Origin of the sequence: Mycobacterium sp. ACS4331 (assembly GCF_001667265.1) — a bacterium.
Lineage (GTDB): Bacteria > Actinomycetota > Actinomycetes > Mycobacteriales > Mycobacteriaceae > Mycobacterium.
In genome coordinates this window covers 16745-37665 of record NZ_LZHW01000017.1, presented here as the reverse complement: position 1 = coordinate 37665, position 20921 = coordinate 16745, and the positions used below count along the sequence as shown (strand labels likewise).

Here is a 20921-nt window from a genome sequence, read left to right as displayed (position 1 = left end):
TGGTGTCGGCTTCTTTACCGTGTGCCCCAAAACGCCTTCGAGCGGTGCGCGCGGGCTGTTAGCATCCGCCGACCTGTGGTCGACGTCCAAGGAGGAGCGGTGACGCGAGTGTCGGGGTGGTTGGGCGTCGGCGTCGTCGCGGCCGGACTGTCCATGACCGTCCTCGCCGGGGCCGGCGTGGCCGGTGCCGACACCGGCAGCGACACCGACAGCGGCGGTGACCGACCGTCCTCCTCCGCCGGCGACGGCCCGCAACGGCCCGCGGCGCGCACTCCCCGGATCGAGTTGCGCGACCTGCGGACCCGGGTCGAGCGCTTCGCAGGTGCTGGGGCCGGTGACGCGGCCACGGCCGATGACGCGCCGAAAAAGCCTGGCGAACAAGCGATGTCGCGCATCGAGGCGGCCCTTGAGCGGGCCGGGCGGGCCGTTGCGGATCAGGTTGCCGGCGAGCGGACCCCCAGCGCGGACGCGCGACCCACGGCCCGGCGAGACATCGCGGCGATCCCCACCCGCGTACGGGAGGCACTGCGGGGGACGCCGCGGGGTGCGTTCGCCCAGCGGGACACCACCGGAGACGCCGGCGACCCGATGGTGAGGTCGGTCCAGACCGGCGCCGGTGATTCCGCCCCCGCTGCCGATGCCCAGGCCGTTGAGCGCGCGGCCACCACACCCTCCACGGCCACCACAACCACCACGACCGCCACACCCTCCATGACCTCGGCAACCGTGCCAACCACCCAGGCCGTGCTGCGCCGGCCCTTCGCGCGCCTCGACGAGGCCGCCGCCCGACTCATCGATCCCCTCGGGAAAGCCCTGATCGACCCCACCCGCACCGACACCCCCCGTCCGGTGACGGTGCTGAGCACCGTGCTCTTCACGATCTACTCGGCGCTGACCAGGGTGCTCGAGGGCCCGCCGGCGGTCCCGCCCAACCTGCGCGACCGCGTGCAGGTCAGCAGTTCGACCCTGGTGATCACCGCGGGGCAGGAGGTGCCGGCCGACTGGTACCTGCCGATCCGGGCCGAGGGGGAACCGGCGCCCGACCGGCTGATCCACCTGCAGCACGGCTTCCTGGCCAACGGCCCGATGTACAGCTACACCGCAGCGATCCTGGCCGACCGGACCAACAGCGTCGTGGTCGTCACGTCCCTGACGTCCAACCCGTTCGCCGAGGGCGGCCTCTGGTTGGGTGGGGACGCCATGCACAAGGCCGTCGCCGACCTGTACCTCGACGACGACCGGCGGGCGCTGACCGCGAGCCTGCAGACCGCGCTGCTCAAGGCCGGCCGCGATGACATCACCCTGCCGGACCGGTTCGTGCTGGCCGGGCATTCGCTGGGCGGGGGATTCGCGCCGGGCGTGGCCGGTCACTACGCCGAGGGCCTGCTGCTCAAGCGGGAGACGGACCCCGGCGCGCCCAACCAACTCGCGGGCGTGGTGGTCTACGACGCGGTGCCGATCTCACCGATCATGCCCAACGCGATGGCCCGCCTGGCCGCGCTGGAGGCCAGTGGCGACGCGAGCGACTACGTGCCGGTGTACGAGATCGGCGCCCCGCTGAACTTCTTCAATCTGTTCAGCCACATCGACGCTGAACTGTCCGACGCGCGGCCCGGGAAGTTCAATGGAGTGGTGCTGGCCGGCGGGGTGCACATGGACGCGATGCTGGGCCCCAATCCGCTCACCCAGACGCTGGCCTACCTGATCGCGGGCATTCCGCAGCGGCAGAATCCGCTCGCCGTGCAGGAGCTGTCGGTCGGCTGGATCGACGACATGTTCTCCGGCCGTATCGATCCCTCGACCGGCGGATGCGTCCTCGACTGCGCGGGGCAGTACGCCGGGCCGGGGCAGCGGTTCTCCGTCGCGACCGCCGCCGGCGAGGCGACGGCCGTGGTGATCGATTCGCGCCCGGGCGCCGACCGCCCCGGCGTCGTCACCCAGTTCGTGAACCTGATCGTCTCGACGGTCACGAGGGCGCTGCTCGGGGGGCCGTCCGCACCGGGTCCCGGTGTCACGGTGGGCACGTCCCAACTGGAGATCTCGCCGGGTCGCACCGTCGAGGCCGACTGGTACTTCCCGGACGCCGAACCCACCGGGGTGATCTACCTGCAGCATGGTTTCTTCCGCAGCAGAGACAACGTCAGCGCCCTGGCCGCCGACTTGGCGCGCAGCACCGGTGCGGTGGTGGTCGCGCCGTCGCTGTCGTCGAATTTCCTTACCGCAGATGGCTTCTGGATCAACGGCGCCCCGACACAGGAGGCCGTCGCGGCGCTGTTCGCCGGTGACCGGGAGGCGCTGTCGGCGAGCGCGGCCGCGGCCGGCTTCACCGGTGAGCTGCCCAGCGCGTTCGTCCTGGCCGGGCATTCGGCCGGCGGAAACCTCGTCACTGCCGCCGCGGGTCACCTCGCGGACTCGGGTGCCGACCTGGGCGACTTCAAGGGCGTCGTGCTGTTGGACGCCGTCGACAGTGGCGGCGCCATGCGCACGGGCCTGCGCAGGCTGGAGTCCACGGGGATCCCGGTCTACCAGATCGCCGCCGAGCCGTGTCTGTGCAATGCGTTCGGTTCGGGAACCGAGGTGTTGATCTCCGAACGGGCCGGGCGTTTCGTCGGCGTGCTGGTGGCCGGTGGCAGCCACATCGACCCCGAGGGGGTGAATTCGGGCCCGCTCGCCGCGTTGGCGTGCGGCCCGTCCAAGCCGCAGAACTCGGCGGCGGTGCCCGTGCTGGCCGCGGGCTGGATCACCGACATGCTGGCCGGCCGGATCAGTCCCGAGTCCGGGGTGTGCGGCAGCGATTGTGCGGGCTACTACGGCGAACCGGGTTCGATCATGATCGGCGGCGCCCGGGTCGAACGGCTCGACTCCGGGGCCGCGGCCGACGCCAGCCACGAGGCCGTCGCAAGCCCCGCGCTGGTGGCGGCCTGAACGGCCCGGCACCGCGAACTCCCCACGTTCGGCGCGTCACCTCTTGACGGACGGGCGATCAGGGGCCAATCTGTTTCCCAGCATGTTCGCACCGGTAGTTTCAGACGCCAGCCAGCGCCCTGCCTTCGGATCACCAAGGCGAACCATGCGGGTGTCACCGAGCGGTAGTTGAGGAATGCGCCGTCCTGCGCTATTGTTGGACGTTGCGCTGGCTGCCTCCTGCCCATCATCAGCATCGACACCGTAGGTCTTGCCTGAGCTCTGCTCAGTGAAGCTCGCTCTGTGCCGTGGTTGCGGGTCTGGTCGTCAACCAGCCGATACCGACGCAGATAGCGCGGCGTGCGGACCCGGTCGTCCTGGTCATCCGTCAGCCGCATGAGGTGCTGGAAGGATGCATCTTGGCAGTCTCTAGCCAGAGCAAGTCAGAATCCACTAACGACGCCGCCACCAGTAACAGTTCCGTCCCTGGAGCACCCAACCGTATTTCCTTCGCCAAGCTCCGTGAGCCTCTCGAGGTTCCGGGGCTGCTCGACGTTCAGACCGAATCGTTCGAGTGGCTGATCGGAGCCGATCGCTGGCGTGAGCGCGCCGTCGAGCGCGGGGATGTCGACCCCAAGGGTGGGCTCGAGGAGGTCCTCGACGAGCTGTCGCCGATCGAGGACTTCTCCGGCTCGATGTCGCTGAGCTTCTCCGACCCGCGTTTCGACGAGGTCAAGGCTCCTGTCGACGAGTGCAAAGACAAGGACATGACGTACGCGGCCCCGCTGTTCGTCACGGCCGAGTTCATCAACAACAACACCGGCGAGATCAAGAGCCAGACGGTCTTCATGGGTGACTTCCCGATGATGACCGAGAAGGGCACCTTCATCATCAACGGCACCGAGCGCGTCGTGGTGTCGCAGCTCGTCCGTTCGCCCGGTGTGTACTTCGACGCCAGCATCGACAAGTCCACCGAGAAGACCCTGCACAGCGTCAAGGTCATCCCGGGCCGCGGCGCCTGGCTCGAGTTCGACGTCGACAAGCGCGACACCGTCGGTGTGCGCATCGACCGCAAGCGTCGTCAGCCGGTCACCGTGCTGCTCAAGGCGCTGGGCTGGACCAACGAGCAGATCGTGGAGCGCTACGGCTTCTCCGAGATTATGATGTCGACGCTGGAGAAGGATCCGACCAACGGCACCGACGAGGCGCTGCTGGACATCTACCGCAAGCTGCGTCCGGGCGAGCCCCCGACCAAGGAGTCCGCGCAGACCCTGCTGGAGAACCTGTTCTTCAAGGAGAAGCGCTACGACCTGGCCCGCGTGGGTCGCTACAAGGTCAACAAGAAGCTGGGCCTGAACGCCGGCCAGCCGATCACCAGCTCGACGCTGACCGAAGAGGACATCGCCGCCACCATCGAGTACCTGGTGCGCCTGCACCACGCCTCGATCGACGGCCAGCCCGCCGTGATGACCGCCCCCGGCGGTGTCGAGGTCCCGGTCGACGTCGACGACATCGACCACTTCGGCAACCGCCGCCTGCGCACCGTGGGTGAGCTGATCCAGAACCAGATCCGGGTCGGCCTGTCCCGGATGGAGCGCGTCGTCCGTGAGCGGATGACCACGCAGGACGTCGAGGCGATCACGCCGCAGACCCTGATCAACATCCGTCCCGTCGTGGCGGCGATCAAGGAGTTCTTCGGCACCAGCCAGCTGTCGCAGTTCATGGATCAGAACAACCCGCTCTCGGGTCTGACCCACAAGCGCCGCCTGTCCGCGCTGGGCCCCGGCGGTCTGTCCCGTGAGCGCGCCGGCCTCGAGGTGCGCGACGTGCACTCCAGCCACTACGGCCGCATGTGCCCCATCGAGACCCCTGAGGGTCCGAACATCGGTCTGATCGGCTCGCTGTCGGTGTACGCGCGGGTGAACCCGTTCGGTTTCATCGAGACGCCCTACCGCAAGGTCGTCGACGGTGTGGTCACCGACCAGATCGACTACCTGACCGCCGACGAGGAGGACCGCCACGTCGTGGCGCAGGCCAACTCGCCGCTGGACGCCGACGGCCGCTTCGCCGAGGAACGCGTCCTGGTCCGCCGAAAGGGCGGCGAGGTCGAGTTCGTCTCCGCCAGCGAGGTGGACTACATGGACGTCTCGCCGCGCCAGATGGTGTCGGTGGCCACGGCCATGATCCCGTTCCTCGAGCACGACGACGCCAACCGTGCCCTGATGGGTGCCAACATGCAGCGCCAGGCCGTTCCGCTGGTCCGCAGCGAGGCTCCGCTGGTGGGCACGGGCATGGAACTGCGTGCCGCGATCGACGCCGGTGACGTGGTCGTCTCCGATAAGGCCGGCGTGGTCGAAGAGGTCAGCGCCGACTACATCACGGTGATGGCCGACGACGGCACCCGCCAGACCTACCGGATGCGCAAGTTCGCCCGCTCCAACCACGGCACGTGCGCCAACCAGCGCCCGATCGTGGACGCCGGGCAGCGCGTCGAGGCCGGTCAGGTAGTGGCCGACGGTCCCTGCACCGAGAACGGCGAGATGGCCCTGGGCAAGAACCTGCTCGTGGCGATCATGCCGTGGGAGGGCCACAACTACGAGGACGCGATCATCCTCTCGCAGCGCCTGGTTGAGGAGGACGTGCTCACGTCCATCCACATCGAGGAGCACGAGATCGACGCCCGCGACACCAAGCTGGGCGCCGAGGAGATCACCCGGGACATCCCGAACGTCTCCGATGAGGTGTTGGCCGATCTCGACGAGCGCGGCATCGTCCGCATCGGCGCCGAGGTCCGCGACGGCGACATCCTGGTCGGCAAGGTCACCCCGAAGGGTGAGACCGAGCTGACCCCGGAGGAGCGCCTGCTGCGTGCCATCTTCGGTGAGAAGGCCCGTGAGGTCCGCGACACCTCGCTCAAGGTTCCCCACGGTGAGTCGGGCAAGGTCATCGGCATCCGCGTGTTCAGCCGCGAGGATGACGACGAGCTGCCCGCCGGCGTCAACGAACTGGTCCGCGTGTACGTGGCGCAGAAGCGCAAGATCTCCGACGGCGACAAGCTGGCCGGACGCCACGGCAACAAGGGCGTCATCGGCAAGATCCTGCCGATCGAGGACATGCCGTTCCTGCCGGACGGCACCCCGGTCGACATCATCCTGAACACCCACGGTGTGCCGCGTCGTATGAACATCGGCCAGATCCTGGAGACCCACCTCGGCTGGGTCGCCAAGACGGGCTGGAACATCGACGTCGCCGCGGGAGTCCCGGACTGGGCGGAGAAGCTGCCGGAGGAGCTGTACTCGGCTCCCGCCGACACCAAGACCGCCACGCCGGTGTTCGACGGTGCCCGCGAGGAGGAGCTGCAGGGTCTGCTGTCCTCGACGCTGGCCAACCGCGACGGTGAGGTCATGGTCAACGGGGACGGCAAGGCGACGCTGTTCGACGGTCGTTCCGGCGAGCCGTTCCCGTACCCGGTGACGGTCGGCTACATGTACATCCTGAAGCTGCACCACCTGGTGGACGACAAGATCCACGCCCGCTCGACCGGTCCGTACTCGATGATCACCCAGCAGCCGCTCGGTGGTAAGGCGCAGTTCGGTGGTCAGCGGTTCGGCGAGATGGAGTGCTGGGCCATGCAGGCCTACGGCGCGGCCTACACGCTGCAGGAGCTGTTGACGATCAAGTCCGACGACACCGTCGGGCGCGTCAAGGTGTACGAGGCGATCGTCAAGGGCGAGAACATCCCCGAGCCCGGCATCCCCGAGTCGTTCAAGGTGCTGCTCAAGGAACTGCAGTCGCTGTGCCTCAACGTCGAGGTGCTCTCCAGCGACGGCGCTGCGATCGAAATGCGTGACGGTGACGACGAGGACCTGGAGCGCGCTGCCGCGAACCTGGGAATCAACCTGTCTCGCAACGAATCCGCGTCCGTCGAGGACCTCGCCTAACCACCCATATCTATCCCGTACAGGGGAAAGGGAGTTTACGTGCTCGACGTCAACTTCTTCGATGAACTCCGCATCGGCCTTGCCACCGCGGACGACATCCGTAACTGGTCCTTCGGCGAGGTCAAGAAGCCGGAGACCATCAACTACCGCACGCTCAAGCCCGAGAAGGACGGCCTGTTCTGCGAGAAGATCTTCGGACCGACTCGCGACTGGGAGTGCTACTGCGGCAAGTACAAGCGCGTCCGCTTCAAGGGCATCATCTGTGAGCGCTGCGGCGTCGAGGTGACTCGCGCCAAGGTGCGCCGTGAGCGGATGGGCCACATCGAACTGGCCGCACCCGTCACGCACATCTGGTACTTCAAGGGTGTCCCGTCACGGCTGGGCTACCTGCTGGATCTGGCGCCCAAGGATCTCGAGAAGATCATCTACTTCGCGGCCTACGTCATCACCTCGGTCGACGAGGAGATGCGGCACAACGAGCTGTCCACGCTCGAGGCCGAGATGGTCGTCGAGAAGAAGGCCGTCGAGGATCAGCGCGACGCCGACCTGGAGGCCCGGGCCCAGAAGCTCGAGGCCGATATGAAGGAACTCGAGGACGAGGGCGCCAAGTCCGACGTCAAGCGCAAGGTCCGCGACGGCGGCGAGCGCGAGATGCGTCAGCTGCGCGACCGGGCCCAGCGTGAGCTGGACCGCCTCGACGAGATCTGGACCACGTTCACCAAGCTGGCTCCCAAGCAGCTGATCGTGGACGAGAACCTCTACCGCGAGCTCGTCGACCGCTACGGCGAGTACTTCACGGGCGCCATGGGCGCGGAGTCGATCCAGAAGCTCATCGAGACCTTCGACATCGACGCCGAGGCCGAGAGCCTGCGCGACACCATCCGCAACGGCAAGGGCCAGAAGAAGCTGCGTGCGCTCAAGCGACTCAAGGTCGTCGCCGCGTTCCAGCAGTCGGGCAACTCGCCGATGGGCATGGTGCTCGACGCCGTCCCGGTGATCCCGCCGGAACTGCGCCCGATGGTGCAGCTCGACGGTGGCCGCTTCGCGACCTCCGACCTCAATGACCTGTACCGCCGGGTCATCAACCGCAACAACCGGCTCAAGCGACTGATCGACCTCGGCGCGCCCGAGATCATCGTCAACAACGAGAAGCGCATGCTTCAGGAGTCGGTGGACGCGCTGTTCGACAACGGCCGCCGCGGCCGTCCGGTCACCGGACCGGGCAACCGCCCGCTGAAGTCGCTGTCCGATCTGCTCAAGGGCAAGCAGGGCCGGTTCCGCCAGAACCTGCTCGGTAAGCGCGTCGACTACTCGGGCCGTTCGGTCATCGTGGTCGGCCCGCAGCTCAAGCTGCACCAGTGCGGTCTGCCCAAGCTGATGGCGCTGGAGCTGTTCAAGCCGTTCGTGATGAAGCGTCTGGTCGACCTGAACCACGCGCAGAACATCAAGAGCGCCAAGCGCATGGTCGAGCGTCAGCGCCCGCAGGTGTGGGACGTCCTCGAAGAGGTCATCGGTGAGCACCCGGTGCTGCTGAACCGTGCACCCACGCTGCACCGCCTCGGCATCCAGGCCTTCGAGCCGCAGCTGGTCGAGGGCAAGGCCATCCAGCTTCACCCGCTGGTGTGTGAGGCCTTCAACGCCGACTTCGACGGTGACCAGATGGCCGTGCACCTTCCGCTGTCGGCGGAGGCGCAGGCCGAGGCCCGCATCCTGATGCTGTCGTCGAACAACATCCTCTCGCCCGCGTCGGGCCGGCCGCTGGCCATGCCCCGACTGGACATGGTGACCGGCCTGTTCTACCTGACGACCGAGATCGAGGGCGACACCGGCGAATACACGCCGGCGAGCAAGGATCAGCCGGAGACCGGCGTCTACAGCAGCCCGGCCGAGGCCATCATGGCCTTCGACCGCGGTGCGCTGAGCGTGCGCGCCAAGATCAAGGTCCGTCTGACGCAGCAGCGTCCGCCGGCCGAGCTCGAGGCCGAGCTGTTCGAGAACGGCTGGAAGGCGGGCGACGCCTGGACGGCCGAGACCACGCTGGGCCGTGTGCTGTTCAACGAACTGCTGCCCAAGGGCTATCCGTTCGTCAACAAGCAGATGCACAAGAAGGTCCAGGCCGCGATCATCAACGATCTGGCCGAGCGCTACCCGATGATCGTCGTGGCGCAGACCGTCGACAAGCTCAAGGACGCCGGCTTCTACTGGGCCACGCGTTCGGGTGTCACCGTGTCGATGGCGGACGTCATCGTGCCGCCGGAGAAGGCTGAGATCCTCGAGCGTTACGAGGCTCAGGCCGACTGCATCGAGAAGAAGTACCAGCGCGGCGCGCTCAACAAGGACGAGCGCAACGAGAACCTGGTGAAGATCTGGCAGGAGGCCACCGAAGAGGTCGGTCAGGCGCTGCGGGCCCACTACCCGTCCGACAACCCGATCATCACGATCGTCGACTCGGGCGCCACGGGTAACTTCACCCAGACGCGGACGCTGGCCGGCATGAAGGGTCTGGTGACCAACCCGAAGGGTGAGTTCATCCCGCGCCCGATCAAGTCCTCGTTCCGTGAGGGTCTGACGGTGTTGGAGTACTTCATCAACACCCACGGTGCCCGTAAGGGCCTGGCCGACACCGCGCTGCGCACCGCCGACTCGGGTTACCTGACCCGTCGTCTGGTGGACGTGTCGCAGGACGTCATCGTCCGCGAGGCCGACTGTGGCACCGAGCGTGGCATCACCGTCACGATCGCCGAGAAGCAGGCCGACGGGACGCTCATCCGCGACCCGCATGTCGAGACCAGCGCCTACGCGCGCACCCTGGCCTCGGATGCGGTCGACGAGAACGGCAACGTCATCGTCGAGCGCGGTCATGACCTGGGCGACCCGGCCATCGACGCACTGCTGGCGGCGGGCATCACGACCGTCAAGGTCCGGTCGGTGCTGACCTGCACCACCGGCACCGGCGTGTGTGCGCACTGCTACGGCCGCTCGATGGCCACCGGCAAGCTCGTCGACATCGGCGAGGCCGTCGGTATCGTCGCCGCGCAGTCGATCGGTGAGCCCGGCACGCAGCTGACGATGCGCACCTTCCACCAGGGTGGTGTCACCGGCGGCGCCGACATCGTCGGTGGTCTGCCCCGTGTGCAGGAGCTGTTCGAGGCGCGCGTTCCGCGGAACCGTGCCCCGATCGCCGATGTCACCGGGCGGGTCCGCCTCGAGGAGAGCGACAAGTTCTACAAGATCACGATCGTGCCGGACGACGGTGGCGAGGAAGTGGTCTACGACAAGCTCTCCCGGCGTCAGCGTCTGCGCGTGTTCAAGCACGACGACGGCACCGAGCGTCTGCTCGCCGACGGCGACCATGTCGAGGTCGGCCAGCAGCTCATGGAGGGTTCGGCCGATCCGCACGAGGTGCTGCGTGTCATGGGCCCGCGCGAGGTGCAGGTGCACCTCGTCGGCGAGGTCCAGGACGTGTACCGCGCGCAGGGTGTGTCGATCCACGACAAGCACATCGAGGTGATCGTTCGCCAGATGCTGCGTCGTGTGACCATCATCGACTCGGGTGCCACCGAGTTCCTGCCCGGTTCGCTGACCGAGCGCAGCGAGTTCGAGTCGGAGAACCGGCGTGTGGTGGCTGAGGGTGGCGAGCCCGCGGCCGGCCGTCCGGTGCTGATGGGTATCACGAAGGCCTCGCTGGCCACGGATTCGTGGCTGTCGGCGGCGTCGTTCCAGGAGACCACTCGCGTGCTCACCGATGCGGCGATCAACTGCCGCAGCGACAAGCTGCAGGGTCTGAAGGAGAACGTGATCATCGGCAAGCTGATCCCGGCAGGCACGGGTATCAACCGGTACCGCAACATCGCGGTGCAGCCGACCGAAGAGGCCCGCGCTGCGGCGTACACGATCCCGTCCTACGAGGATCAGTACTACAGCCCGGACTTCGGCCAGGCGACCGGTGCCGCCGTGCCGCTGGACGATTACGGTTACTCCGACTACCGGTAAGTCGAGACGAGAAAGCCCCCGCGTCGTGTCGAGCGGGGGCTTTTTCGTCGGGTCAGGCAGGTTGTCGGTCGCTGAACTGGTCAAGGTTGGCGAGCAGATGGTCCCGCAGGGTGACCGGTGCGCGGCCGATGAGGTCGCGCAGCGCGTCAGGGTCGGCGGGCAGGGTCGGCCCGTTGCTGGCGACCATGTGTCCCACGGACGAAATATGTTGCGCCATGGCCGGGTTGACGACATCTTCACCGGCGTGCCGAGCCTGCTGCTCGAGATCGCGTCGCCACTGGTCCTGGGTGATGGACTCGTAGCTGACGGAGGCGCCGGTGAGTTCGGTGAGCAGCGCTGCGATCTCGTCGTGGCTGAAGACCTCAGATCCCTTCGCGAAGTGGATCGGTCCGGCGAACCGCTCGGGGTGCAGCAGCGCCGTCAGTCCCAACTCCGCGGCGTCGACTCCGCCGATCCAGGCGACCTCGCTTTCTCCGAATGAGTTGCGGATGACACCGCGTTCGGAGATCGACCTGCCGTGCAGAACCGCGAGATTCTCGTGGAACAACGCCACCACGCGAAGGATGAGCACGTCGAGGCCGGCCCATCGCAGAATCTCCTCGGCGAGCCAATGGTCGCGGCCCAGGCTGCTGGGGCTGCCAGGGTGGGCCGGGCCCATGGACATCACGACGGTCCGAGGTCGGCGTCCGACCTCCCGGACGGCTGCGGCGTAGTTGGCCGCGGCCGGGATGACCCCGGCGGCGATCGGGTAGGCGAAGTAGGCCAGATCGACGTCGGTCAGCGCGGCCGTCAGGGATCGGCGGTCGTGCAGGTCTCCGACGACGATCTCGGCACCCAGGTCGGCGAGTCGATCGGTGCGGTCCCCCAGGGTGCGGGTCAGCACCCGCACCGGGCGGCCCTCCTCCCTGAGGCGATGTACCAGGTGTTCGCCGGTGTTGCCGTGTCGTCCCGTCGCTCCGGTGACCAGGATCGGATTCGCTGACATAGGTGGTCTCCTCTGTACCGTTTTCACTTCAAAGTACACCGATCGGTTTCCAAAGTGCTGAATGCCCTGTCCACACGGGTAATGAATCATCGGGTGATCGGTATGCTCTGGGTGTGACCACCGAGGTGTCGGGCCGTGGCCGGGGTGCGCGCGAGCGTCTCGTCGCCACCGCGGCCAAGCTGTTCTACCGAAACGGAATCAACGCCACCGGCGTCGAGATGGTCATCAAACAGGCCAAGGTGTCGAAACGTACGCTCTATCAATACTTTTCGAGTAAGACGGAACTTGTCGAGAACTACCTTCGTGGTCTCGACGAGTCGGGCACCCCGATGGAGCGGCCGCTGGATCGGGCCGACCTGGCTCCACGTGAGCGCCTGCTGGCGATCTTCGACGCGCCCCCGGTGGAACGATTCCGTGGCTGCCCGTTCCACAATGCCGCCGTCGAGTCCGCGGGAAGCTGGGAGCGGGTCGACGAGTTGGTCCGCGCTCACAAACGCCGCTTCGCGCAGCGCCTGATCGCGGTGGCCGCGGAGGCTGGTGCCGACGATCCCTATGCTCTCGGCAATCAACTGCTGGTCCTGTTCGAGGGCGCCACGGCGTTGGCGACCTCGCTCAACGACACCGTCGCGCTGCTGCACGCCCGGACTGCGGCGGCCCGGCTCATCGATGACGCGACCGGAAGCTGAATGGAAATCAAACGATTGGTTCTGCCTGGGTGAACTACCCTGACCTGGATGTCGGCGCTCGAAGAGACCTCGGTGACGCTGGAGCGAACCGCAACCGGGGTTCGGGTGTCCCGCCAGCGTCGGCTGCTCGTCGTGCGGTGGGCGGCCATCGCGCTGTGGGCTGGGGTGATTATCGCCCGCACGGTGACCGACGGCTTCGCCTTCAACCGCGAACTGCTGCTGCTCTACATCTGCACCGGGTTGGCCGCGGCCAGCATCGGTCGCCGGCAGGTGCTGTACGTGATCCGGGACTGGCTGCCGTTCGCGCTGGTGCTCATCGTCTACGACCTGTCCCGGGGAGCGGCCGACCTGATCGGGCGCCCGACGCTGTGGCACTGGCCGGCCGAGGTGGATCGCTGGATGTTCTCCGGTGTGGTGCCCACGGTGTGGCTGCAGCAGCACCTCAAACAGGCGCATGCGCCCTGGTGGGAGGTGGTGATCAGCACCACCTACATGTCCTTCTTCATCCTGCCGTACGTCATCGCGGCGGTGCTGTGGCTGCGCAACCGCGACGAATGGAAGCGGTTCGCGAAACTGTTCGTGTCGCTGTCGTTCGCCGGGTTGGTGATCTATGCGCTGCTGCCCGCGGCGCCGCCGTGGGCGGCGGCCCGATGCACTGCCGCGGATGTGGCGGGGGGACCGGCGAACCCGGGGTGCATGTTCACCTCGGCCCGTGACGTGCCCGACGGCGGGGTGCTCGGGGCCATGGCGCACAGCCAACCGGGCGCGCACGAGTGGGTCGAGCGGATCTCGACCCGCGGCTGGGGGGTGCTCAACCTCGACACCGCGCGGGCCCTGCTCGACCAGGGGCAGGCCAGCGTGAACCTGGTTGCCGCCATCCCGTCACTGCACGCCGGGCTGAGCCTGGGCATCGCGATGTTCCTGTGGAACCGCATCAATCCGTGGTGGCGCCCGGCGCTGGTGGCCTACCCGCTGATCATGGCGTTCACCCTGGTGTACTCGGCCGAACACTACGTGATCGACATCCTGCTGGGGTGGGCCCTGGCCCTGGCCGTCACGTGGATCCTGGCCGCGTTGGACAGGCGCCGCGTCGCCGAGTCAGCTCAGGTAGACCTTGCGCAGGGTTTCGGTGACGGTCCAGACGGTCTGGGCGCCGGCGGCCAGTCGCACGACGTCGCCGGGTCCCAGGTGCAGGGGCGCAGTGCCGTCGGCGAATTCGACGGTCCCCGCGCCGGATAGCACCACGAAGACCTCGTCGGCCTCGACGTCGGTCATCACTCCCGGGGTCATCTCCCACACGCCGACCTCGAGCCCATTGAACTCACCGAGTTCGGTGACGGCCGTGGTGGGGGCCCCGCGTACGGCCTGCTCGTCGGGCACGGGCTCGTGGGCGAGTTCCAGCGATGCGGTGGACGCCGACGTGTTGGGCTGCATGGCAGTCACTGTATCCATTACATACTTCCGACGATCGTCGTAGATATGTAACATCGGGATGATGTCGGACACCCACGTCGTCACCAACCAGGTCCCCGCGCTGGAGGACCACAACCCGGCAACCTCTCCGGTGCTCACCGAGGCCATCGTGCGCGAGGGCGGACAGTGGGGCCTGGACGAGATCACCGAACTCGGCGCACTGAGCGGCGGTCGGCAGGCCCAGCGCTGGGGTGAACTCGCCGACCGCAACCGCCCGGTGCTGCACACCCACGACCGCACCGGCCACCGCGTCGACGAGGTCGAGTACGACCCCGCCTATCACGAGTTGATGCGCACCGCGATCGCCCACGGTCTGCACGCCGCGCCGTGGGCCGACGATCGTCCGGGCGCCCATGTCGTCCGTGCCGCCAAGACCTCGGTGTGGACGCCCGAGCCCGGCCACATCTGCCCGATCTCGATGACCTACGCCGTGGTCCCAGCGCTGCGGCACAACCCCGACCTCGCCGCGGTCTACGAACCCCTGCTGACTTCGCGGGTGTACGACCCCGAACTGAGGGTGCCGGCCACCAAGGCCGGGATCACCGCCGGCATGTCGATGACCGAGAAGCAGGGTGGGTCCGATGTGCGGGCAGGCACCACGGCTGCGGTGCCCAACGGCGACGGCAGCTACTCCCTGACCGGGCACAAGTGGTTCACCTCCGCTCCGATGTGCGACATCTTCCTCGTCCTGGCTCAGGCGCCGGGCGGCCTGTCCTGCTTCCTGCTGCCGCGCGTGCTGCCCGACGGGACCCGCAACCGGATGTTTCTGCAGCGGCTCAAGGACAAGCTCGGCAACCATGCCAACGCGTCCAGCGAGGTCGAATACGACGGTGCGACGGCGTGGCTGGTCGGTGACGAGGGCCGCGGCGTGCCGACCATCATCGAGATGGTCAATCTGACCCGACTGGACTGCACGTTGGGCAGTGCCACCAGCATGCGCACCGGCCTGGCTCGGGCGGTGCATCACGCGACGCACCGCGAGGCCTTCGGTGAGTACCTGATCGACCAGCCGCTGATGCGCAACGTGTTGGCGGACCTGGCCGTCGAAGCCGAGGCCGCGACCATGGTGGCGTTCCGGATGGCGGGGGCCACCGACCGTGCGGTCCGGGGCGACGAGCGTGAGTCGCTGCTGCGCCGCATCGGACTGGCCGCGGCCAAGTACTGGGTGTGCAAGCGCTCGACCGGACATGCGGCCGAGGCCATGGAGTGCCTCGGCGGCAACGGGTATGTCGAGGACTCGGGTATGCCGCGGCTCTACCGTGAGGCCCCCCTGATGGGCATCTGGGAGGGCTCGGGCAACGTGAGCGCGCTGGACACGTTGCGCGCCATGGCCACCCGGCCCGAGTCGGTGGACGTGCTGTTCGACGAACTCGCGCAGGCCGCGGGCGCCGACGCACGCCTCGACGCCCACGTCGCGCGGTTGAAGCCGCAGCTCGGTGACCTCGAGACGATCGCGTTCCGTGCTCGCAGCGTGGCCGAGGACATCTGCCTGGCGATGCAGGGCGCGCTCCTGGTGCGGCACGGGCACCCCGCCGTCGCGGATGCATTCCTGGCCACCCGCCTGGACGGGCGATGGGGCGGCGCGTACGGCACCATGCCCGCGGGCCTCGACGTCGCGCCCATCCTCGAGCGTGCCCTGGTCAAGGGGTGAAGGGGTTGATCCTGCCGAGCAGACGCAGACTCGCATGAATTCGAGGGGTTTCATGCGAGTCTGTGTCTGCTCGCGGCTGGCGAGCAGCGGCGGGAGGAGCGGCGCATGGATGCGTTGAACACCATGACCTATGAGGTCACCGACCGGGTCGCGCGCATCACGTTCAACCGGCCCGAACGCGGCAACGCGATCGTCGCCGACACCCCGGTCGAGCTGGCCGCCCTGGTCGAGCGCGCCGATCTCGACCCGAGGGTGCACGTGATCCTGGTGTCTGGCCGCGGTGCGGGATTCTGCGCCGGTTTCGACCTCGGCGCCTATGCCGACCGGTCGTCGGCGGGCGGCGGTGGCGATCGCCGGGACACGGTGCTCGACGGGCGGATCCAGGCCACCAACCACCGGCCGGACCAGCCCTGGGACCCGATGATCGACTACCAGATGATGAGCCGGTTCGTCCGCGGGTTCGCGAGCCTCATGCACGCCGACAAGCCGACGGTGGTCAAGATCCACGGTTACTGCATCGCCGGCGGAACCGACATCGCACTGCATGCCGACCAGGTGATCGCGGCGGCCGACGCCAAGATCGGGTATCCGCCGATGCGGGTCTGGGGGGTGCCCGCCGCGGGCCTGTGGGCGCACCGGCTCGGTGACCAGCGCGCCAAACGCCTGCTGTTCACGGGCGACTGCATCACCGGCGCCCAGGCCGCGGAATGGGGTCTGGCGGTCGAGGCGCCCGAACCCGACGACCTCGACGAGCGCACCGAGCGTCTGGTCGAGCGGATCGCCTCGATGCCGGTGAACCAGCTGATCATGGCGAAACTGGCCTGCAACGCCGCACTGTTGAACCAGGGCGTGGCGACCTCGCAGATGATCAGCACGGTGTTCGACGGGATCGCCCGGCACACCCCGGAGGGGCACGCCTTCGTCGCCGACGCCACCGCGCATGGATTCCGCGAGGCCGTGCGGCACCGCGACGAACCGCGCGGTGACCACGGCAGGCGCACCTCGGGGGTGTGACGTGGGGCCCCTGAGGCGGCTGACCGCCCGCTCTGTCGTGCTTTCGGTGCTGCTCGGTGCGCACCCCGCGTGGGCCTCGGCAGCCGAATTGGTCCGTTTGACAGCCGATTTCGACATCAAGGAGTCGACGCTGCGGGTGGCGCTGACGCGCATGGTGAGCGCGGGTGACCTCGTGCGCTCGGCCGACGGCTATCGGCTCTCGGATCGGCTCCTGGCGCGGCAGCGCCGCCAGGACGATGCCGTGCATCCCCGGCTGCGGCCGTGGGACGGGACTTGGGTGATGCTCGTGATCACCACGGTGGGCATCGATGCCAGGGATCGGTCTTCCCTGCGGAAGATGTTGCAGGACAGTCGATTCGCAGAACTGCGGGAGGGCGTCTGGCTGCGTCCGGACAACCTTGACGCCGACCTGCCCGACGAGGTGCGCGCAGTGGTGCGGGTCTTCGAGGTGCGGGAATCGGCCCCCGAGGCGCTGGCGGCGCAGTTGTGGGACCTTGATGCGTGGGCCGCCGACGCCAGGCACCTGCTGGCCGCGCTGGCCGAGGCGGGGGAGAGGTCGGCCCGGTTTGTGACGGCCGCTGCCATCGTGCGTCACCTGCTGACCGATCCGGTGCTGCCGGCCCAGCTGCTGCCCGATGACTGGCCGGCCGACGAACTGCGCCGCGCCTACACCGATTTCGCTGACGAACTGGTCGCCCGCCGCGATCCGATCAACCAACTGCAGGAGGCGAACCGATGAGCGGTGGAGTGCGCGTCGAACGCGACGGCCCGGTGACCACGGTCATCATGAACCGGCCGCAGGCCCGAAACGCGGTCAACGGACCCGCGGCCGCCGAACTCGTGGCGGCCTTCGAGGAGTTCGACGCCGACGAGTCCGCGTCGGTCGCGGTGCTGTGGGGCGATGGTGGAACCTTCTGTGCGGGAGCGGATCTGAAGGCCTTGGGGACCGCGGACACCAATCAGACACACCGCACCGGGCCGGGGCCGATGGGCCCGACCCGCATGGTGCTGTCCAAGCCGGTGATCGCCGCGGTCAGCGGCTACGCCGTGGCCGGTGGGCTGGAGCTGGCGCTGTGGTGCGACCTGCGGGTGGCCGAGGAGGATGCGGTCTTCGGCGTCTTCTGCCGGCGGTGGGGGGTGCCGCTCATCGACGGCGGCACCGTACGGCTGCCCAGGCTGATCGGGCACAGCCGCGCGATGGACATGATCCTGACCGGCCGCGCGGTCGACGCGGCCGAGGCATACGCGATCGGACTGGCCAACCGAGTGGTCCCCACCGGACACGCGCGCGAGCAGGCCGAGGAGCTGGCCGCTGAACTGGCCGCGCTGCCGCAGCAGTGCCTGCGCGCCGACCGGCTCTCGACGCTGGGGCAGTGGGGGTTGACCGAGGCGCAGGCGATGGACAACGAGTTCGGCAGCCTGTCCCAGCTGGATGCCGCGTCGCTGGCCGACGGTCCCAGACGCTTCGCCGACGGCGCGGGCCGGCACGGGCAGAAAGCCTGAGGGCGCCGGCGTCAGGGGCGGCGGATGTCGTTACCCGTGCCGCTGTCGGTGACCTCGGGCTCGCCGTTGTCGTAGACCACCGTGTTGTTCAGGCCCGTGACGACGATCGAGTCGGCGACGTCGGTGACCCGGAGGCGGTTGTCGGCGCCCGAGACCGTGACCGACGCGCACGTGCCCGTGACCGTCAGGGTGTTGTTCGAGCCCGAGACGTCCAATGGGCGGCGGTCGCCGCAGTCGATGTCCGCCTTGGTGCCGAACGAGCTGTAGTGCAGGGTGCGGCCGTACCCCGTCGGTGCGGGCGCGGTGGCCGTCGAGGACTCGGTCGTGGCAGCGGGCTCGTCCGAGCCGCAGCCGATCAGGCCGAATGCGAGAGCGGGGACGGCGGCGAGCAGGACTGGGCGGCGCACCGGAGTCAGGCGGGCACCCGATCCAGACGGTTGGTCATGCCGAGTTCTCGGCCCCGGTCGACCAGCACCGGGTTGCCCGTCTTGAACAGTGCGGTCTGGTCGAATCCGTAGACCGTGATGTCGTTGACGACGTTGTCGGCGATGACGGTGTTGCTCGACCCCTGCATCGTGACCGCCCAGCAGCTGCCCAGGGCCGTGATCACGTTGTTGGCGCCGTTGACGAACAGCGTCGCGTCCCGGCAGTCGACGGTCTGCACGATTCCGACCCCGGTGATGTGGGTGTCGTTGAACTTGGCCTGCGCCGCCGGAGACGCCGCGACGCCGCCGGCGGTCACGACGGCGGTGGCGGCCAGCGCGCCGATCGTCGCGTTCGTCCTCTTCACCTTCTGGTGCCTCCCAATCGGTGGTGTCGGTCTGCGGGAAAGACTGTGCGGGAAAGACTACGTCCCCAAGACACGGTCTGGGCAGGGACCGCGGGATCGGCCTTCGCGTGACCCGGTCAACTAGAGTTCATCGCTGACCGTCATCCCTCGACCGCACCAGGCAAGGAACACCATGGCCGCACGACCTGACTCACCCGAGACGGGTGCGCGGTCGCGCGCCGGGGGGCGTGCGCCGGCGCGGTCGACGAAACTGAGCCGCGATGTGATCGTCAATGCGGCGCTGACGTTCCTGGACCGGGAGGGCTGGGACGCGCTGACCATCAACGCGCTGGCCAATCACCTCGGGACCAAGGGGCCGTCGCTCTACAACCACGTCGACAGCCTCGACGATCTGCGTCGCACCGTGCGCATGCGCGTCGTCGGCGACATCATCGGGATGCTCAACACCGTCGGGGAGGGCCGCACCCGTGACGACGCCGTCATGGTGATGGCCGGCGCCTACCGCAGCTATGCCCACCACCACCCGGGCCGCTACTCGGCGTTCACCCGGATGCCCTTCGGGGGCGACGACCCCGAGTACTCGGCCGCCACCAAGGATGCCGCCGCCCCGGTCATCGCGGTGCTGGAGTCCTACGGGCTCGAGGGCGAGGAGGCTTTCTACGCCGCGCTCGAGTTCTGGTCGGCCATGCACGGTTTCGTGCTGTTGGAGATGACCGGTGTGATGGATGACGTCGACGCGGATGCCGTCTTCTCGGATATGGTCCTGCGACTCACTTCGGGCCTGGCGCACCGACAGTAGTTGACCTGCGAATAGACCGGTCACGCGCAGGTTTTGTCGGGCTGCTCACTGCTGGTATTGTGGTAGCTCGTGCCTGGCCAACGCGGGTGCACGCGGCGCTGAATCCAAGCCAGCGTGCCCACACGCCGGGCCAATTCGCATGTGTAAGTTTCGCATCGACACCTCGATGTGAGCGCGTGCGACACGCCCGGGCGCGGGGGACGTGACCGAGGTATAACCGCAGTACACAGACCTAGCAGTAACCAAGAAGCACGGAAGCAACACAGAAAGCCGGTACATGCCAACCATCAACCAGCTGGTCCGCAAGGGTCGCACCGACAAGATTGCCAAGGTGAAGACCGCGGCCCTGAAGGGCAGCCCTCAGCGTCGCGGCGTGTGCACCCGCGTGTACACCACGACCCCGAAGAAGCCGAACTCGGCGCTTCGCAAGGTCGCCCGCGTCAGGCTGACCAGCGCGGTCGAGGTCACCGCGTACATCCCCGGTGAGGGCCACAACCTGCAGGAGCACTCGATGGTGCTGGTGCGCGGTGGTCGTGTGAAGGACCTGCCGGGTGTGCGTTACAAGATCATCCGCGGCTCGCTCGACACCCAGGGTGTCAAGAACCGCAAGCAGGCACGCAGCCGTTACGGCGCCAAGAAGGAGAAGAGCTAATGCCGCGCAAGGGCCCCGCGCCGAAGCGTCCGCTGGTCAACGACCCGGTGTACGGGTCCCAGCTTGTGACCCAGCTGGTCAACAAGGTTCTGCTGGACGGGAAGAAATCCCTGGCTGAACGCATTGTCTATGGTGCGCTGGAGCAGGCCCGCGAGAAGACCGGCACCGATCCGGTCGTCACCCTCAAGCGTGCCCTCGACAACGTCAAGCCGGCTCTTGAGGTCCGCAGCCGCCGCGTCGGTGGTGCCACCTACCAGGTCCCCGTCGAGGTTCGCCCGGATCGCTCCACCACGCTGGCGCTGCGCTGGCTGGTGAGCTTCTCCAAGGCCCGTCGCGAGAAGACCATGGTCGAGCGTCTCGCCAACGAGATCCTCGACGCCAGCAATGGCCTGGGTGCCGCCGTGAAGCGGCGTGAGGACACCCACAAGATGGCCGAGGCGAACCGGGCCTTCGCGCACTACCGCTGGTGACTCGGTGCCGGCGGACCTCAACCGCCGCCGGCGTCAGCGCACCACTCAACCACTGAGCGA

The 20921-nt window shown here is 68.0% G+C and carries 15 protein-coding genes and 1 pseudogene; 12 read left to right on the top strand and 4 right to left on the bottom strand.

Translation table 11 applies throughout. The features are described from left to right. Positions 1-99 precede the first annotated feature (99 nt). From A5727_RS05750 to A5727_RS05740, 3 genes are all read left to right on the top strand, one after another. Complete coding sequence (locus A5727_RS05750; protein WP_157521237.1) at positions 100-2925, top strand: alpha/beta hydrolase family protein; 2826 nt, start codon at positions 100-102, stop codon at positions 2923-2925. Between the two features lie 398 nt (positions 2926-3323). Beyond that, a complete protein-coding gene (gene rpoB / locus A5727_RS05745; RefSeq protein ID WP_197507599.1) occupies positions 3324-6845 on the top strand; it encodes a DNA-directed RNA polymerase subunit beta in 3522 nt (1173 codons plus the stop codon). A gap of 39 nt (positions 6846-6884) precedes the next feature. Next, positions 6885-10838, top strand: coding sequence for a DNA-directed RNA polymerase subunit beta' (locus tag A5727_RS05740; RefSeq protein ID WP_068245988.1), 3954 nt, complete (start codon positions 6885-6887; stop codon positions 10836-10838). Between the two features lie 52 nt (positions 10839-10890). On the opposite strand, the gene A5727_RS05735 is transcribed toward A5727_RS05740, so the two are convergent. Continuing rightward, a complete protein-coding gene (locus tag A5727_RS05735) occupies positions 10891-11823 on the bottom strand; it encodes an NmrA family NAD(P)-binding protein (RefSeq protein ID WP_068245985.1) in 933 nt (310 codons plus the stop codon). 113 nt (positions 11824-11936) lie between these two features. Here A5727_RS05735 and A5727_RS05730 point away from each other — a divergent pair, with 113 nt between their 5' ends. Continuing rightward, entirely contained in the window at positions 11937-12509 is a 573-nt protein-coding gene (locus A5727_RS05730) for a TetR/AcrR family transcriptional regulator (protein ID WP_231991966.1), read from the top strand. A 48-nt stretch (positions 12510-12557) separates the two neighbouring features. Further along, positions 12558-13748, top strand: coding sequence for a phosphatase PAP2 family protein (locus A5727_RS05725; RefSeq protein ID WP_068245982.1), 1191 nt, complete (start codon positions 12558-12560; stop codon positions 13746-13748). Here A5727_RS05725 and A5727_RS28055 read toward each other — a convergent pair. Then, positions 13677-13943 (bottom strand): annotated as a pseudogene (locus A5727_RS28055) (cupin domain-containing protein); the annotation flags it as partial. The gene A5727_RS05725 and the pseudogene A5727_RS28055 sit on opposite strands and share 72 nt — an antisense overlap. A gap of 61 nt (positions 13944-14004) precedes the next feature. Between A5727_RS28055 and A5727_RS05720 the strand changes: the two are divergent. The 4 genes from A5727_RS05720 to A5727_RS05705 all read left to right on the top strand — a co-directional run bounded on the left by A5727_RS05720 (position 14005) and on the right by A5727_RS05705 (position 18150). After that, positions 14005-15633, top strand: a complete 1629-nt coding sequence (locus tag A5727_RS05720) for an acyl-CoA dehydrogenase family protein (RefSeq protein ID WP_068246035.1) — start codon at positions 14005-14007, stop codon at positions 15631-15633. Between the two features lie 66 nt (positions 15634-15699). Next, positions 15700-16647, top strand: a complete 948-nt coding sequence (locus A5727_RS05715) for a crotonase/enoyl-CoA hydratase family protein (RefSeq protein WP_286150026.1) — start codon at positions 15700-15702, stop codon at positions 16645-16647. Position 16648: 1 nt separating this feature from the next. Further along, entirely contained in the window at positions 16649-17386 is a 738-nt protein-coding gene (locus tag A5727_RS05710) for a PaaX family transcriptional regulator C-terminal domain-containing protein (protein WP_231991964.1), read from the top strand. Beyond that, a complete protein-coding gene (locus tag A5727_RS05705; protein WP_068245977.1) occupies positions 17383-18150 on the top strand; it encodes a crotonase/enoyl-CoA hydratase family protein in 768 nt (255 codons plus the stop codon). The genes A5727_RS05710 and A5727_RS05705 overlap by 4 nt, the downstream gene beginning before the upstream one ends. Positions 18151-18161: 11 nt before the next feature. On the opposite strand, the gene A5727_RS05700 is transcribed toward A5727_RS05705, so the two are convergent. Continuing rightward, entirely contained in the window at positions 18162-18557 is a 396-nt protein-coding gene (locus A5727_RS05700) for a DUF3060 domain-containing protein (RefSeq protein ID WP_068245974.1), read from the bottom strand. Positions 18558-18562: 5 nt separating this feature from the next. Then, a complete protein-coding gene (locus A5727_RS05695; RefSeq protein WP_068245970.1) occupies positions 18563-18940 on the bottom strand; it encodes a DUF3060 domain-containing protein in 378 nt (125 codons plus the stop codon). Between the two features lie 172 nt (positions 18941-19112). Between A5727_RS05695 and A5727_RS05690 the strand changes: the two genes are divergently transcribed. From A5727_RS05690 to rpsG, 3 genes are all read left to right on the top strand, one after another. Continuing rightward, the gene (locus tag A5727_RS05690; protein WP_068245967.1) at positions 19113-19739 is read left to right on the top strand and encodes a TetR/AcrR family transcriptional regulator; all 627 of its coding nucleotides are present in this window, start codon (positions 19113-19115) and stop codon (positions 19737-19739) included. A 277-nt stretch (positions 19740-20016) separates the two neighbouring features. Beyond that, positions 20017-20391, top strand: coding sequence for a 30S ribosomal protein S12 (rpsL, locus tag A5727_RS05685; RefSeq protein WP_068245964.1), 375 nt, complete (start codon positions 20017-20019; stop codon positions 20389-20391). Continuing rightward, positions 20391-20861 carry a 30S ribosomal protein S7 gene (gene rpsG / locus A5727_RS05680; protein ID WP_068245961.1) on the top strand — a complete coding sequence of 157 codons (471 nt, stop codon included), beginning with the start codon at positions 20391-20393 and terminating at the stop codon, positions 20859-20861. Before rpsL ends, rpsG begins: the two co-directional genes overlap by 1 nt. Positions 20862-20921 lie beyond the last annotated feature (60 nt).